Origin of the sequence: Oceanicola sp. 22II-s10i (assembly GCF_002210105.1) — a bacterium.
Classification (GTDB): domain Bacteria; phylum Pseudomonadota; class Alphaproteobacteria; order Rhodobacterales; family Rhodobacteraceae; genus Pseudooceanicola.
In genome coordinates, this window is the sequence record NZ_AQQU01000001.1 from 1,296,383 (window position 1) to 1,311,074 (window position 14,692).

The following is a 14,692-nucleotide window of genomic DNA, read 5'->3' on the forward strand; positions in this document are numbered from 1 at the left end:
CGCCGGATGACCGGCGCGCAACCCTGAAGGCAAGACCGACATGACCGACGCAAGCATCAATACGCAGGTCCAGGAGGGCGAGGCCGGGTTCGGCGATTTCGTCGCGCTGCTGAAGCCGCGCGTGATGTCGCTGGTGGTCTTCACCGCCGCCGTCGGCCTGCTGGCCGCGCCGGTTTCCGTGCACCCGTTCCTCGCCTTCTGCGCCGTGCTGTTCATCGCGCTCGGCGGCGGGGCCTCGGGCGCGCTGAACATGTGGTACGATTCCGACATCGACGCCGTGATGAAGCGCACCGCGCGCCGTCCGATCCCGTCGGGCAAGGTCGCGCCGCAGGACGCGCTGGCGCTTGGCCTCGCGCTGTCGGTGCTCTCGGTCGTCATGCTGGGGCTGGCCGCGAACTGGCTGGCCGCCGGTCTGCTGGCCTTCACCATCTTCTTCTACGCCGTCGTCTACACGATGTGGCTCAAGCGCTGGACGCCGCAGAACATCGTGATCGGCGGCGCCGCGGGCGCCTTCCCCCCGATGATCGGCTGGGCCGTCGCCACCGGCGGCATCTCGCTGGAATCGGTGCTGATGTTCGCGCTGACCTTCATGTGGACCCCGCCGCACTTCTGGGCGCTGGCGCTGTTCATGAACTCGGACTACGAAAAGGCCGGTGTGCCGATGCTGACCGTGACCCACGGCCGCCGCTCCACCCGCCGCCATGTCCTCGCCTACACCCTGCTGCTGGCGCCGGTCGCCGTCGGCATCGCCTTCACCTCGATCGGCGGGCCGGTCTACCTGACGGTGTCGGTGATCCTGAACCTGCTGTTCATCAAGGGCGCCTTCGACATCCTGCGCCGTGACGAAGCCGTGGCCGAGGCGGACAAATACCGGGTGGAGAAGCGTTTCTTCGCGCTGTCGCTGCTCTATCTCTTCCTGCACTTCGGCGCGATCCTCGCCGAAGCCGCGCTGAAGCCCTGGGGGCTCGGGGGATGGTGATGCAGTTTCGCGAAGAGCATGAACTTCACAAGCGCCGGTGGAGCCGGAATCTCGGGCTCGGCCTCGTGCTGGCCGCATTCGTGGCGCTCGTTTTCGGCATGACCGTGGTCAAGGTGTCCAACACGGACTTCTCCAACGCTCCGGGCGCCACGCCCCAGCAGACGGGGACGAAGTGATGGCGATGAAGGGCACCACGAAGACGCTGGTCGCGACGCTTGGCACCGTGGTGGTGATGGGCGCGCTGGCCTGGGCGTCGGTGCCGTTCTACAACTGGTTCTGCCGTGTCACCGGTTTCGGCGGTGTCACCAACACCGCCTCGGCGGGCAGCGACGTGATCCTGGACCGCACCGTCAAGGTGCGCTTCGACGCGAACACCGATGCCGCCATGCCGTGGGAATTCAAGCCGGTCCAGAAAACGATGGAAATCCGGCTGGGCGAAACCGGGCTGGCCTTTTACGAGGCCTACAACCCGACCGACCGCGTGATCGCGGGCACCGCCAGCTACAACGTCGCCCCCTACGAGGCGGGCAACTACTTTACCAAGATCGACTGCTTCTGCTTCACCATGCAGGTGCTGCAGCCGGGTGAGCGGGTGCAGATGCCCGTGACCTTCTTCGTCGATCCCGAACTGGTGGACGACCGGGACGCGAAGTTCATACATTCGATCACGCTGTCCTACACCTTCTACGAAACCGACCTGCCCGAAGACCTGGCCGCCAACAGCGCGTCAGAGCAGAAGCAGGCGGATACGAACACGAACTGAGAGGCTCCAACGAGGGACCGATATGGCGCACGTCAAGAACCACGATTATCACATCCTGCATCCGTCGATCCAACCGTTCCTCGGTGCGGTCGGCGCTTTCATCATGCTCTTCGGGGCGGTCCTGTTCTTCCACGACCACGGTCCGTGGATGCTGCTGCTCGGGTTCGTGATGACGCTGTACGTCATGTACGCGTGGTGGTCCGAGACCGTCGCCGAGAACAAGGCGGGCGATCACACTCCCGTCGTCCGGCTGGGCCTGAAGTACGGGTTCATCCTGTTCATCATGTCCGAGGTCATGTTCTTCGTGACGTGGTTCTGGACCTTCTTCAAACACGCCATGTACCCCATGGGCCCCGCGTCGCCGGGCATCGACGGCCAGTGGCCGCCGCAGGGGATCGAGACCTTCGACCCGTGGCACCTGCCGCTGATCAACACGCTGATCCTGCTGTGCTCGGGCGCGGCTGCAACCTGGGCGCACCATGCGCTGGTGCATGAGAACAACCGCAAGGACATCAAGTCGGGCCTGATCCTGGCGATCATCCTCGGCGCGCTGTTCACCGTGTTCCAGATCTACGAATACAGCCACGCCGCCTTCGGGTTCTCCGGCAACATCTACGGCGCGACCTTCTTCATGGCGACCGGCTTCCACGGCTTCCACGTCCTGATCGGCACGATCTTCCTGTTCGTCTGCCTGATGCGCGTCTACGCCGGCCACTTCACCCCGGAAAACCACGCCGGGTTCGAAATGGCGGCCTGGTACTGGCACTTCGTCGACGTCGTGTGGCTGTTCCTGTTCGCCGCCGTCTACATCTGGGGCGGCTGAGCCAGAGGCGGGGGCAAACCCCGCCCTAAGGCGAGAATGACGGAAGGCGCGACGCGGGTCGCGCCTTCGGCTTTTGAGGAGAGCGGTCTTGCGCAATTTACTGATGGTTCTGGTGGTCGGCCTGGGCGGCGTCGCGGTGCTGCTGTCGCTGGGCACATGGCAGGTCCAGCGCCTGCAGTGGAAGCAGGAGGTGCTGGCCGACATCGAGGCGCGCATCGCAGCGGACCCCGTCGCGCTGCCCGATGCGCCGGACCCGGAGGCCGACCGCTACCTGCCCGTGCAGGTCACCGGCGTCCCCGGCGCCCCGATCCTGCAGGTGCTGGCCAGCGCCAAGAACATCGGCGCGGCGCACCGCCTGATCGTGCCGTTCGAAACCGAGGGCGGGCGCCGCATCCTCGTCGATCTGGGCTTCCTGCGCGACGGCGAACCGTTGCCCGGACTGCCGCCCGTGCTTGAGGTGACGGGCAACCTGCACTGGCCGGACGAGGTCGACGGCTTCACCCCCGAACCGGACACCCGCGCGAACCTGTGGTTCGCCCGCGACGTCCCGCGCATGGCCGCGGCGCTCGACACCGAACCGCTGCTGGTGGTCCGCAGGTCCGGCACCGCGATTCCCGGCCTGTTGTCGATGCCGGTCGATACGGCCGGAATTCCCAACGATCACTTCGAATATGCCGTCACATGGTTCGGGCTGGCGGCAATCTGGCTGGCGATGACCGGATTTCTGGTCTATCGCATGCGCAAAACGCCAAGAGGGACGACGTGAAATATATCTCGACCCGCGGGCAGGCGCCCGACCTGACATTCGAAGAGGCGATGCTGACCGGCCTCGCCCGTGACGGCGGCCTCTACGTGCCCGAAACCGTCCCGACCATGAGCGCCGAGGACATCGCAGCGCTCGGTGGCCTGAGCTACGAGGAAACCGCGTTCCGCGTGATGCGCCCCTTCATCGGCGGCGCGTTCGAGGACGGCGAGCTGCGCGCGATCATCTCGCGCGCCTACGAGGGCTTCGAACACGCCGCCCGCGCGCCGCTGGTGCAGCTCGAGCCGAACCACTTCCTGCTGGAGCTGTTCCACGGCCCGACGCTGGCGTTCAAGGATTTCGCCATGCAGCTGATCGGCCAGCTGTTCCAGGCGTCACTGACCCGCTCGGGCAATCGCGTGACCATCGTCGGCGCCACCTCGGGCGACACCGGCTCCGCCGCGATCGAGGCCTTTGCCGGGCTGGACAATGTGGACGTCTTCATCCTGTTCCCGGACGGCAAGGTGTCCGAGGTGCAGCGCCGCCAGATGACCACGCCCGACGCCGAGAACGTGCACGCCATCGCGCTGGACGGCAACTTCGACGACTGCCAGGCGCGGCTGAAGGACATGTTCAACGACCACGACTTCCGCGACGAGGTCGGACTGGCGGGCGTGAACTCGATCAACTGGGCACGGGTGCTGGCGCAGGTCGTCTATTACTTTTCCTCCGCCGTCTCGCTCGGCGCGCCGCATCGCAAGGTGTCGTTTACGGTCCCGACCGGCAACTTCGGCGACATCTTCGCAGGCTACATCGCGCAGAAGATGGGCCTGCCGATCGAACGCCTGATCATCGCGACGAACCAGAACGACATCCTGCACCGCTGCCTGACGACGGGTGAATATCGCACCGACAAGGTGACGCCCTCGATCAGCCCCTCGATGGACATCCAGGTGTCGTCCAACTTCGAACGCGTCCTGTTCGACGTCTACGACCGCGACGGCAGCGCCGTGTCCCAGCTGATGGACGAACTGAAATCCGGCGGCTTCACCGTCAGCCAGGGCGCGCTGGAGCGCCTGCGCGAAACCTTCGACAGCGGCCGCGCCTCCGAGGAGGAAACCAGCGCCACCATCGCGCACCAGCGCGAGGTGACGGGCGAACTCCTCTGCCCGCATTCCGCCGTCGGCGTGAAGGTGGCCGAGGAACTGCGCGATCCGGCCGTGCCGATGATCACGCTCGCCACGGCGCATCCGGCGAAATTCCCCGATGCGGTCGAAGCCGCCGCCGGAACCCGGCCGGGGCTTCCCCCGTTTCTCCAGAGCCTGTATGACCGCGAAGAGCGGGTGACGAAGGCCGGCAACGACCTCGCCGCCCTGCAATCCCTGATCAGAGAGCGCCGCCGCACGTGACCACCGACTACCACACGCTTCCCAACGGATTTCGCATCGTCACCGAACAGATGCCCGGCCTGCAGTCCGCAGCCATCGGCATCTGGGTTTCGGCCGGTGGCCGGCACGAGACCGAGGCGGAAAACGGCATCGCGCATTTCCTCGAACACATGGCGTTCAAGGGCACGACCACGCGGACGGCGCTGATGATCGCCGAACAGATCGAGGACGTGGGCGGCTACATCAACGCCTACACCTCGCGCGAGGTGACGGCCTACTATGCCCGTGTGCTCAAGGACGACGTGCCGCTGGCGATGGAGGTGATCTCCGACATCCTGCGCAACCCGACCTTCGAGGACAGCGAGATCGAGGTGGAACGCGGGGTGATCCTGTCCGAGATCGGGCAGGCGCTGGACACGCCCGACGACGTGATCTTCGACTGGCTGCAGGAACAGTGCTATCCCGACCAGCCGCTCGGTCGCACGATTCTCGGCCCGGCGGAACGTGTCCGGTCCTTCGGCAAGGAGGACCTGCGCCGCTTCATCACCGAGCACTACGGCCCGGAGCAGATGATCCTCACCGCCGCCGGCGCGGTGGATCACGACGCCATCGTCCGTCTGGCCGAGGCGCTGTTCGGCGACATGACCCCGCGCGCGGAATACGACATCCCGACGGCCCGGTTCCGGGGCGGCGAGGTGCGGCAGGTCAAGAAGCTGGAACAGTCCCACTTCGCGCTGGCGCTCGAAAGCCCGGACTACCGGCACCCCGACGCCTACGCGGCGCAGATCTATGCCACCGCGCTCGGCGGCGGCATGTCCTCGCGCCTGTTCCAGGAAATCCGCGAAAAACGCGGCCTCTGCTATACGATCTACGCGCAGGCCGGGGCATATGCGGACACCGGCGTGACGACGATCTACGCGGGCACCGCGCCGGACCAGCTCAAGGCGCTGGCGGACATCACGATCGACGAGATGAAGCGCGCCGCCGAGGACATGACCGACGCCGAGATCGCCCGCGCCCGCGCCCAGATGAAAGCCGGGCTGCTGATGGGGCTGGAAGGCCCCTCCAGCCGCGCGGAACGACTGGCCCGAATGCTCCAGATCTGGGGCCGTGTGCCGCCCATCGAGGAGGTGGTCGAAAAGATCGACGCGGTCACGACCGAGGACATCCGCCGCTTCGCCGAACACATGGCGGTCAAGGCACCCGCCGCGCTGGCCATCTATGGCCCGAAAGGTCCGGCGCCGCGCCTCGGCGACCTGCAGGTGCGGCGCGCGGCCTGATGCTGACCCGGCGGCGGAAGGTCAAGATCGAGACGGAGCGCATGACCCTGCGCCCGCCGGTCCACGCCGATTGGCGCGCCTGGTCGGACCTCAGGCAGGAAAGCGAAGCCTACCTTGCCCGCTGGGAACCGACCTGGGCAACGGACCACCTGTCCCGCAAGGCTTTCACCAACCGCGTCTACTGGGCGCAGCGCTCTGTCTCGGGCGGCACGGCCCTGCCGATGTTCCTGATGCGCCGCTCGGACGACGCCCTGCTGGGGGCCATCACCCTCGACAACATCCGCCGCGGGCCCGCGCAGTCGGGCACACTCGGCTACTGGACCGGCGAACGCCACGCGCGGCAGGGCTACATGCGAGAGGCGATTGCGGCGATGGTCCATCACGCCTTCCATCGGCTCGACCTGAGCCGCATCGAAGCCGCCTGCCTGCCGGAAAATGCACCGTCTCGCAGTCTGCTTGAAAGCTGCGGTTTCAAATACGAAGGCGTGGCGCAGAGCTACCTCCAGATCGACGGCCGCTGGCGAACTCACGTTCTCTACGCCGCGCTCCGCATGGACCGGCGCGGCAAGACTGTCACGGGCTGATCCCCGGCTTCATCTGGCGGATTAAACTCCGGGGGAGGCCGGCCATGGGCCGGACGGGAGCAGAGCCCCCATCGACACCGCCGCCCGTGCAAGTACCACGTTTTGCGCCGGCTTGAAGCCGTCGCGCGGGGAACGTGGCATCCGGGCATCGAGCCCGGACGCCACGGCCTCCGGCGGGAGTTTACTTGGCCAGATGAAGCGGGGGATCTGGGTAGCGGCTCAGTGGCCGCCCAGGATCCCCGTGCGGACACCGTAATCCACCGCCAGCGCGTATTCAGGATCGTCGTCGCTGTCGATGACGAGGTGGCCTGCCTTCTTCAGCAGACGATGGCAGTCCCGGGACAGGTGACGCAGTTGCAGCCGCTTGCCGGCGGCGGCGTATTTCGCGGCCACGCCCTCGATTGCTTGCAGGGCTGACTGGTCGACCACGCGGCTGTCGGCGAAGTCCACGATCACCGAGCTGGGGTCGTTCTTGATGTCGAAGAGTTCCGTGAAGCCGTCGGTGGAGCCGAAGAACAGCGGGCCGCGGATCTGGTAGACCTTGGCGCCTTCCGGCGTGCGGTAGGTCCGCGCGCCGATCCGTTTCGCCGCGTTCCATGCATAGGCGAGGGCCGAAACGATCACGCCCACGACCACCGCCATGGCGAGGTCCGACAGGACCGTGACCACCGTCACCAGCACGATGACGAAGGCGTCGGTCGCCGGAACGCGGGCGAGGATGCGCAGCGAGTTCCACGCGAAGGTGCCGATCACGACCATGAACATCACCCCCACGAGCGAGGCGAGCGGGATCCGCTCGATGAGCGGGCTGCCGACGAGGATGAAGAGCAGCAGGAACAGCGCGGCGGCAATCCCCGCCACCCGCGTCCGGCCGCCGGAGTTCACGTTGATCATCGACTGGCCGATCATCGCGCAACCGCCCATGCCGCCGAAGAAACCGGTGATCAGGTTGGCCGAGCCCTGCGCGATGCATTCCTGGCTGGCGCCGCCGCGCTGGCCGGTCAACTCGCCGACGAGGTTCAGGGTCAGCAGGCTTTCGATCAGGCCGACCGCGCCGAGGATGATCGCGTAGGGCAGTATGATTTCCAGCGTTTCCCAGGTCAGTGGGACCATCGGGATGTGGAACTGCGGCAGGCCGCCCTCGATGGAGGCCATGTCGCCCACCACCGGCACGTCGAGGCCGAGGCCGATCACGATCGCCGCCGTCAGGCCGATGCCCATCAAGGGCGCGGGGATGGCGCGGGTGACACGCGGGGTCAGCCAGATCACCGCCATCGTCAGCGCAGTCAGACCCAGCATCATTGCCAGCGGCACGCCCGAGAGCCATTCGCCGCCCGCGGTGCCGTGGCCCGAGACCTCGGCGGTGCCCGGCACCTTGAACTGGGTCAGCTGCGCCATGAAGATCACGATGGCCAGTCCGTTGACGAAGCCCAGCATCACCGGATGCGGCACCAGCCGGATGAACTTGCCCCATCTCAGCACGCCGGCGGTGATCTGCAGGATCCCCATCAGGACCACCGTCGCAAACAGGTATTCGACCCCGTGCTGCGCCACCAGCGCCACCATGACCACCGCAAGTGCGCCGGTCGCGCCCGAGATCATGCCCGGACGTCCGCCGATCACCGCCGTGACCAGCCCGACGATGAACGCGGCATAGAGCCCGACCAGCGGTTCGACACCCGCGACAAAGGCAAAGGCCACCGCTTCGGGCACCAGCGCGAGCGCCACGGTCAGGCCCGACAGCAGTTCGATCTTGATCCGCGAGGGCGTCAGCGGGGTAGTCGGCGCGATGCGCAGGTCGGGGCGGTCGAAATAGCGGGCGAATGCCGCGAGGGAGGGTCGGGTCATGGGCTCCGGGAGGGGTGTTTATGAGAAGATTTCCCTCCCTAACGACTCTGCCCTCATATGCCCATGCTGCGACGCAGAACCCTGCTATGCGCCGTGCGCATACCCGCCCCGCGCCCTCGCGCAATCGTGAGGTCAGGCGCGGGGATCCTGCCGCTAGGTTGACGACAGGAGGTCCCTACATGCACCGTGCCCTTGCCGCCCTTGCCACGTCTTTCGCCCTTGCCCTGCCTGCCGCCGCGCAGGACGAGGGGCGGCGGCTGAGCCATTGCATCGCCATCGCCGATGCGACCCCCGGCGTCACCTATATCCACAAGGCCAGTTTCCGCGATCCGGTCCCCGATTTCTCGGCCCGGATCACCTACCTGTCGCATTCGATGTTCCTGATCCAGACCCCCGGCGGGCTGTCCGCCGTGACGGATTACAACGGCTGGATCGGCAGCGCGGATTTCCTGCCCGACGTGGTGACGATGAACCACGCCCATTCCAGCCACTGGACCGGCGCGCCGGACCCGGCGATCCCCAACGTCCTGCGCGGCTGGTCCGAGACCTATGGCGAGGCGGCGGATCATCACCTCGATCTGGGCGAGATGCTGGTGCGGAACATCTCGACCGACATCCGGTCGATGGGCGGGGTCGAGGAGAACGGCAACTCGATCTTCATCTTCGAGATCGAGGGTCTGTGCATCGGCCACCTCGGCCACCTGCATCACGAGCCGAACGAGGAGCAGTATGCCGCGCTCGGCCGGGTCGACGTGCTGATGGCGCCGGTCGACGGCGGCATGACGTTGGACCTGCCCAGCATGATCCGCGTGGTGGAGCGGCTGAAGTCCTCGATCGTGCTGCCGATGCACTGGTTCTCGGACACCTCGCTGCGGTGGTTTTTGGACGGCGTGTCGGACGTGTTCGAGGTCGAATATGTCGGCGGCAACGAACTGACCGTCTCTCTGCGCGATCTGCCGCAGCGTCCGACGGTGATGGTCCTGCGTCCGAATCCGCTGCGCGACACCGAGTAGCCGGGTCGCAATTCGCATCCTTGGTGCGGCGCGAATGCCGCTTTACCGGGCGGGGTCCGGTGCTATCGTCGCGCCATGACATACGCACCCGCAGATGCCGCATTCGCCGCCCGGCTGGAGGGCAAGATCTCTCCCAAGGCGTTCAAGGAGCCCGAGCCGCGCTATTTCGAGGAGCCGCGCGGGCGCTGGACCTCGCCCGTGGGCCTCGTCCTTGCGCCCGAGAACGTGGAGGAGGTGCGCCAGATCCTGATGGCGGCGAACGAGGCGCGCGTGCGGGTCGTGCCTTATGGCGGCGGCACCGGGCTGGTCGGCGCGCAGATCCCCGGACCGGGGCCCGCGCCGCTGATCCTGTCGATGGAGCGCATGAACCGGGTGCGCGCGGTCTATCCCGAGGAGAACGTGATGATCGTCGAGGCCGGCGTCATCATGCAGGATGTCCACGAGGAGGCCCGGAAACACGACCGGATGTATCCGCTGTCGCTGGCGGCCAAGGGTTCGGCCCGGATCGGCGGCAACCTCGGCACCAATGCGGGCGGCGTGAACGTGGTGCGCTATGGCAATGCGCGCGACCTGTGCCTCGGGATCGAGGCGGTGCTGCCGGACGGGCGTGTCATCAACGGGCTGTCGCGGCTGCGCAAGGACAACACCGGATACGACCTGCGCAACCTGCTGATCGGGTCCGAGGGCACGCTGGCGGTCATCACCGCCGCGACGCTGAAACTGGTGCCGATCCCGCCCGAGGAGGGCACGGCCTACATGGTCGTCGAGAGCCCGGATGCGGCGGTCAAGCTCTTGTCGATGGCCAAGTCCCAGCTGGGCGAGGGGGTGTCGGCGTTCGAGCTGATCAAGGGCATGAGTTTCGACTTCATGCGCGCCTCGTTCCCCGAGATGCAACTGCCGTTCTACCCCGCGCCGCCGTGGATGGTGCTGATCGACGTGGGTCTGGCCCGTGGCAACGATCCGCAGGAGGCGCTGGAAAACCTCTTTGCCGAGGCGGCGGAGGCCGGATTGGTCAGCGACGGCGTGATCGCGCAGTCCGAGGCGCAGCGGCAGGCATTCTGGGACATCCGGGAATACATGCCGCTGGCCAGCCGCGCGGTCGGCGGCATCTGTTCGCATGACGTGTCGCTGCCGCTGTCCGAAATACCGGAGTTCCTGCGGCGCGCGGACCAGCTCGTGTCCGGCCTCGGGCCCTTCCGGATCAACTGTTTCGGCCACATGGGCGACGGCAACCTGCACTACAACCTGTTCCCGCCCGAGGGCGAGACGCGGGACGCCTACATGCCGCGCAGCAAGGAGATCTATGCCGTCGTCCACGAACTGGTGGTGAAGATGGGCGGGTCCTTCAGCGCCGAGCATGGTGTCGGGCGGCTGAAGACGGACGAGATGAAGAAATTCGCCGACCCGACGCGGCTGGACCTGATGCGCGGCATCAAGGCGCTGTTCGATCCGAACGGCATCATGAATCCGGGCGCGGTATTGCCCGAGGCCTGACAGGGCCGGGCGGGGTTTGCCCCGCCCCTTTGGGGAAGGAGCGGGGCGGGGTGCAACATCCCCGGCAAGCAAGCGCCAAGTCCCGACTGGCTTTATCCGGGTAGCGGGATTCCGGTTAATTTTCCGTTGTCGCCGAGCCGGCCGAGCCTGTCACAGACCCTCGAACGAGCACAGCGCCTTGGCGTTGATGCCCATCTTGGTCAGCTTCTTCATCCCGCCGACATCCGGCAGGTCGACGACGAAGCCACAGCCGACGATGTTTCCGCCAAGGCGTTCGATCAGCCGGATGGCCGCGACGGCGGTCCCGCCCGTGGCGATGAGATCGTCCACGATCAGCACCTTCTCGCCCGGCAGAACGGCGTCCTCGTGCACCTCGAGCGTTGCCTCGCCGTATTCCAGCGCATAGCGCTCGCCAATGGTCAGACCCGGCAGCTTGCCCGCCTTGCGCAGCGGGACGAAACCGACGCCCAGCTGATGCGCGACCGCCCCGCCAAGGATGAAGCCGCGCGCCTCCAGCCCCGCCACCTTGTCGATCGTCTTGTCCTTGAACGCATGGATCAGCCCGTCGATCGACAACCGGAATCCGCGCGGATCGCCGAACAGGGTGGTCACGTCACGGAACATGATCCCTTCGTGCGGGAAATCGGGAATCGTGCGGATGTAGGTGCGGACGTCGCTGAACATCAGGTGGCTTTCCTCGGGGCTATGGTCGCTGTCATCGTGAGCAACGCGGAAACGCCCACCCGGTTCAGAATTAGGGCGCGCCATGGACCGTGCAACCGGTTCTGTCCAATCGACAGAATGGCAGGTGTCCCGGCGGACGACGGCGCAAAGGCAAGGGCCCGGATCATCCGCCGATGGACGCTTACCCCAACACACGCCCCGCGACCGCATCGAGCCGGGCCAGAACGGCCGGGTCGCGTTTCTCGGGCGCCGTGATGAACGCCATCTCCAGCGCACGGTCGCAGCCGCAGGGGCAGACCGCGCGCGCGGTGCCTGCAAGGGCGGGCAGGCGGGCGACCATGCCACGGGCCTTGGCCGCGTTGCCGGTCAAGGTCGCGATGACCTGCGCCACGTCCACCGCGTCGTGGTCCGGGTGCCAGCAGTCGTAGTCCGTCACCATGGCGACCGAGGCGTAGCAGAGCTCGGCCTCGCGGGCGAGCTTGGCCTCGGGCATGTTGGTCATGCCGATCACATGGGCGCCCCACTGTTCGCGATACATCCGGCTTTCGGCGAGGGTCGAGAACTGCGGCCCCTCCATCGCGAGGTACGTGCCGCCGTCGTGAACGGTCACGCCCTCGGCCCGCGCGGCATCCCGGCACAACGCGGCGAGGCGCGCGCAGGTCGGATGGGCCATCGAGACGTGGACGACGCAGCCGGTGCCGTAGAAGCTTTTGTCGCGGTTCACGGTCCGGTCGATGAACTGGTCGACGATCACGAAATCGCCCGGCGCCATCTCCTCCCGGAACGACCCGCAGGCCGAGACGGACACGACATCCGTCACGCCGATCCGTTTCAGCGCGTCGATATTGGCGCGATAGGGCACCTCGGTCGGGGAATGCACGTGGCCGCGTCCGTGGCGGGGCAGGAACGACAGGGTCACGCCGTCGAGCGTGCCGGTCAGGATCTCGTCCGACGGCGCGCCCCACGGGGTGTCGACGTGGCGCCACGTGGCGTCCTTGAGCCCGTCGATCTCGTAGAGACCCGATCCGCCGATGATCCCGATATGTGCGTCCATTGCCGCCTCCTGCTGCCTGCCCGAACAGACCCCGGCAGGCGCAGGAACGCAAGCCGGGCGTCAGTCGTCGGGACGCGCGAGCTCGAAGACGTCGCGAACGACGGCATAATCGCGGTAGCCGAGGCGCGAAAGCGGGTTGAAGGTGGTCACGTCGAAGCGGCCATCGACGATGCAGTCGTCCTTCATGTGCACGCCCGTCACCTCGCCGAAGACGACGAAGTTGTGCTTGCCCTCGATCTTGACGATCTGGGTCATCCGGCATTCCAGCACGGCGGGCGCGGCGGCGACGAAGGGGCAGTCGACGGTGGTCGCCTGACCTTTCTGCAGGCCCGCCTTCTCGAATTCGTCCACACCGGCCGGGAAGCTGGCCGAAGAGGTGTTCATCACGTCCTTCAGCGCCTCGCTGACGATGTTCACGCAGAACACCCCGGTTTCGCGGATCACCGCGACGCTGTCCTTGGTGTCGCCGCGGTCGTCCTTGGCCGAGGTCGAGGCGAACATCACCTGCGGCGGCACATAGGCGACGGCGTTGAAGAAGGAGTAGGGGGCGAGGTTGTCGCGGCCCTCGCTGTCGCGGGTCGAGATCCAGCCGATCGGGCGCGGCGTGACGATTGCGTTGAACGGATTGTGCGGCAGGCCGTGGCCGTCTTTGGGTTCGTAGAACACGGATGGGCTCCCTGATGGTTTGATCCCGCATTACCGGCATGTTACGGGCGTTTCCACCGAAACGTGGAACAGACCTTGTACGAGATCGCACAGGAAGCCCCCGAGGACTGGTGGGAGGTCGAGGCTCTGTATGACCTCTGCTTCGCGCCCGGCCGCACCGCCCTGTCCTCCTACCGGCTGCGCGATGGCGTGCCGCAGGTGGCGGAGCTGAGCCGCGTCGCGCGCGATGAGCATGGCATTCTGGCGGGCGCCATCCGGTACTGGCCGGTCCGCGTCGGCGGCAAGATCGCGCTGCTGCTCGGCCCGGTGGCGGTTCACCCGACCCGGCAGGGCGAAGGGCTGGCCGCCCGGCTGATCCGCGAGTCGCTGCAACTGGGCGCCGCACGGGGCTGGGACCGGGTCATGCTGGTCGGGGACGCGCCCTATTATTCGCGTTTCGGGTTCACCAAGCTGGAGGGCGTGCGGATGCCCCCGCCGACCAACCCCGACCGCGTTCTGGGGTATGAACTGCAGCCCGGCGCGTGGAAGGGCGTGCGCGGGCAGGTGACGCGCGCCTATTGATTTGCGCGCGCGGGACACGATCTTTTCAGACAGACGAGAGGATCGCGGATGCCTGAAACCATCGACCTGAACGCTGAAACGCTGGCCGAACTGGACCTGCTGGCCAAACGCTATCGCCGCGCGGGCGGGGTGGGGATGCAGGTGCTGAACCTGATCGGCGGGTCTGCCGAGAATCTGATCGACAAGCTGCCCAAGGAGGTGCGCGGACGGCTGGACGGCGCGACCGAGGCCGCGCTGGCCGTGGCGATCCGCGCCGCGCAGGGATCGCGCGGGGTGGTGAACGACCAGCCGGAATGGCTGAACATCGCCGTCACGACCGCCATGGGCGCGGCGGGCGGGTTCGGTGGCCTGCCCTCGGCGCTGGCGGAGCTGCCGGTGACGACGACGGTCCTGCTGCGCACGATCCAGGGCGTCGCGGCGGAGCATGGGTTCGACCCGGCGGAAGAAAACGTGCAGTTCGACAGCATCCGCGTTTTCGCCTCGGCCGGGCCGCTCGGGTCGGGCGAGGGGGCCGACCTGGCGTTCCTGACGACCCGCGTTGCACTGCGGGGCGCGACGGTCAATTCGCTGATCACCAAGGTCGCGCCGCGCCTTGCCACCGTGCTGGGCCAGAAGCTGGCCGCACAGACGGTGCCTGTTCTGGGCGCCGTCGCCGGGGCGGCGACCAACTACGCCTACACCAGCTATTACTACGAGATGGCGCATGTGCATTTCGGCCTGCGCCGGCTGGCGATCGAGGCCGACGTGCCGCACGAACAGCTTGTGCTCGGTCTGCGGGAAAGGGTCGAAAGGCGCCCGCTCAAGACGGCCTGA

16 protein-coding genes are annotated in these 14,692 nt (G+C 66.9%); 12 read left to right on the forward strand and 4 right to left on the reverse strand.

Annotated elements, in window-relative coordinates; genetic code table 11:
• Nucleotides 1-40 precede the first annotated feature (40 nt).
• The 8 genes from cyoE (at nt 41) to ATO6_RS06445 (ending at nt 6,559) form a co-directional block, all read left to right on the forward strand.
• Nucleotides 41-979: a heme o synthase gene (gene cyoE, locus ATO6_RS06415; RefSeq protein ID WP_088623062.1), complete on the forward strand. Its 939-nt coding sequence runs from the start codon at nt 41-43 to the stop codon at nt 977-979.
• Nucleotides 979-1,155: a hypothetical protein gene (locus tag ATO6_RS25000; RefSeq protein ID WP_176440845.1), complete on the forward strand. Its 177-nt coding sequence runs from the start codon at nt 979-981 to the stop codon at nt 1,153-1,155. The genes cyoE and ATO6_RS25000 overlap by 1 nt, the downstream gene beginning before the upstream one ends.
• Nucleotides 1,155-1,742 (forward strand): cytochrome c oxidase assembly protein, encoded by a 588-nt coding sequence (locus ATO6_RS06420; RefSeq protein WP_088623063.1) that lies wholly within the window; start codon nt 1,155-1,157, stop codon nt 1,740-1,742. The genes ATO6_RS25000 and ATO6_RS06420 overlap by 1 nt, the downstream gene beginning before the upstream one ends.
• Before the next feature lie 22 nt (nt 1,743-1,764).
• The gene (locus ATO6_RS06425; RefSeq protein ID WP_088623064.1) at nt 1,765-2,565 is read left to right on the forward strand and encodes a cytochrome c oxidase subunit 3; all 801 of its coding nucleotides are present in this window, start codon (nt 1,765-1,767) and stop codon (nt 2,563-2,565) included.
• An 88-nt stretch (nt 2,566-2,653) separates the two neighbouring features.
• Complete coding sequence (locus ATO6_RS06430) at nt 2,654-3,331, forward strand: SURF1 family protein (protein WP_254919078.1); 678 nt, start codon at nt 2,654-2,656, stop codon at nt 3,329-3,331.
• The gene (gene thrC / locus ATO6_RS06435) at nt 3,328-4,716 is read left to right on the forward strand and encodes a threonine synthase (protein WP_088623066.1); all 1,389 of its coding nucleotides are present in this window, start codon (nt 3,328-3,330) and stop codon (nt 4,714-4,716) included. Before ATO6_RS06430 ends, thrC begins: the two co-directional genes overlap by 4 nt.
• Nucleotides 4,713-5,975 (forward strand): pitrilysin family protein, encoded by a 1,263-nt coding sequence (locus ATO6_RS06440; RefSeq protein ID WP_088623067.1) that lies wholly within the window; start codon nt 4,713-4,715, stop codon nt 5,973-5,975. The genes thrC and ATO6_RS06440 overlap by 4 nt, the downstream gene beginning before the upstream one ends.
• A complete protein-coding gene (locus ATO6_RS06445) occupies nt 5,975-6,559 on the forward strand; it encodes a GNAT family N-acetyltransferase (protein ID WP_088623068.1) in 585 nt (194 codons plus the stop codon). Before ATO6_RS06440 ends, ATO6_RS06445 begins: the two co-directional genes overlap by 1 nt.
• A 219-nt stretch (nt 6,560-6,778) precedes the next feature.
• Here the strand turns inward: ATO6_RS06445 and ATO6_RS06450 are convergent, their stop codons facing one another.
• Nucleotides 6,779-8,407, reverse strand: coding sequence for a SulP family inorganic anion transporter (locus tag ATO6_RS06450; protein WP_088623069.1), 1,629 nt, complete (start codon nt 8,405-8,407; stop codon nt 6,779-6,781).
• A 179-nt stretch (nt 8,408-8,586) separates the two neighbouring features.
• Between ATO6_RS06450 and ATO6_RS06455 the strand changes: the two genes are divergently transcribed.
• Both ATO6_RS06455 and ATO6_RS06460 read left to right on the forward strand, forming a co-directional pair.
• Nucleotides 8,587-9,420 carry an MBL fold metallo-hydrolase gene (locus ATO6_RS06455; RefSeq protein ID WP_088623070.1) on the forward strand — a complete coding sequence of 278 codons (834 nt, stop codon included), beginning with the start codon at nt 8,587-8,589 and terminating at the stop codon, nt 9,418-9,420.
• A gap of 75 nt (nt 9,421-9,495) precedes the next feature.
• Complete coding sequence (locus ATO6_RS06460; RefSeq protein ID WP_088623071.1) at nt 9,496-10,914, forward strand: FAD-binding oxidoreductase; 1,419 nt, start codon at nt 9,496-9,498, stop codon at nt 10,912-10,914.
• Between the two features lie 150 nt (nt 10,915-11,064).
• On the opposite strand, the gene ATO6_RS06465 is transcribed toward ATO6_RS06460, so the two are convergent.
• The 3 genes from ATO6_RS06465 to ATO6_RS06475 all read right to left on the reverse strand — a co-directional run bounded on the left by ATO6_RS06465 (nt 11,065) and on the right by ATO6_RS06475 (nt 13,318).
• The gene (locus tag ATO6_RS06465) at nt 11,065-11,598 is read right to left on the reverse strand and encodes an adenine phosphoribosyltransferase (RefSeq protein WP_088623072.1); all 534 of its coding nucleotides are present in this window, start codon (nt 11,596-11,598) and stop codon (nt 11,065-11,067) included.
• Nucleotides 11,599-11,779: 181 nt separating this feature from the next.
• Complete coding sequence (locus tag ATO6_RS06470; RefSeq protein WP_088623073.1) at nt 11,780-12,652, reverse strand: S-methyl-5'-thioadenosine phosphorylase; 873 nt, start codon at nt 12,650-12,652, stop codon at nt 11,780-11,782.
• Between the two features lie 60 nt (nt 12,653-12,712).
• A complete protein-coding gene (locus ATO6_RS06475) occupies nt 12,713-13,318 on the reverse strand; it encodes a flavin reductase family protein (protein WP_088623074.1) in 606 nt (201 codons plus the stop codon).
• Nucleotides 13,319-13,393: 75 nt separating this feature from the next.
• Here ATO6_RS06475 and ATO6_RS06480 point away from each other — a divergent pair, with 75 nt between their 5' ends.
• Entirely contained in the window at nt 13,394-13,879 is a 486-nt protein-coding gene (locus tag ATO6_RS06480; protein WP_088623075.1) for a GNAT family N-acetyltransferase, read from the forward strand.
• A 48-nt stretch (nt 13,880-13,927) separates the two neighbouring features.
• Nucleotides 13,928-14,692 carry an EcsC family protein gene (locus ATO6_RS06485; RefSeq protein ID WP_088623076.1) on the forward strand — a complete coding sequence of 255 codons (765 nt, stop codon included), beginning with the start codon at nt 13,928-13,930 and terminating at the stop codon, nt 14,690-14,692.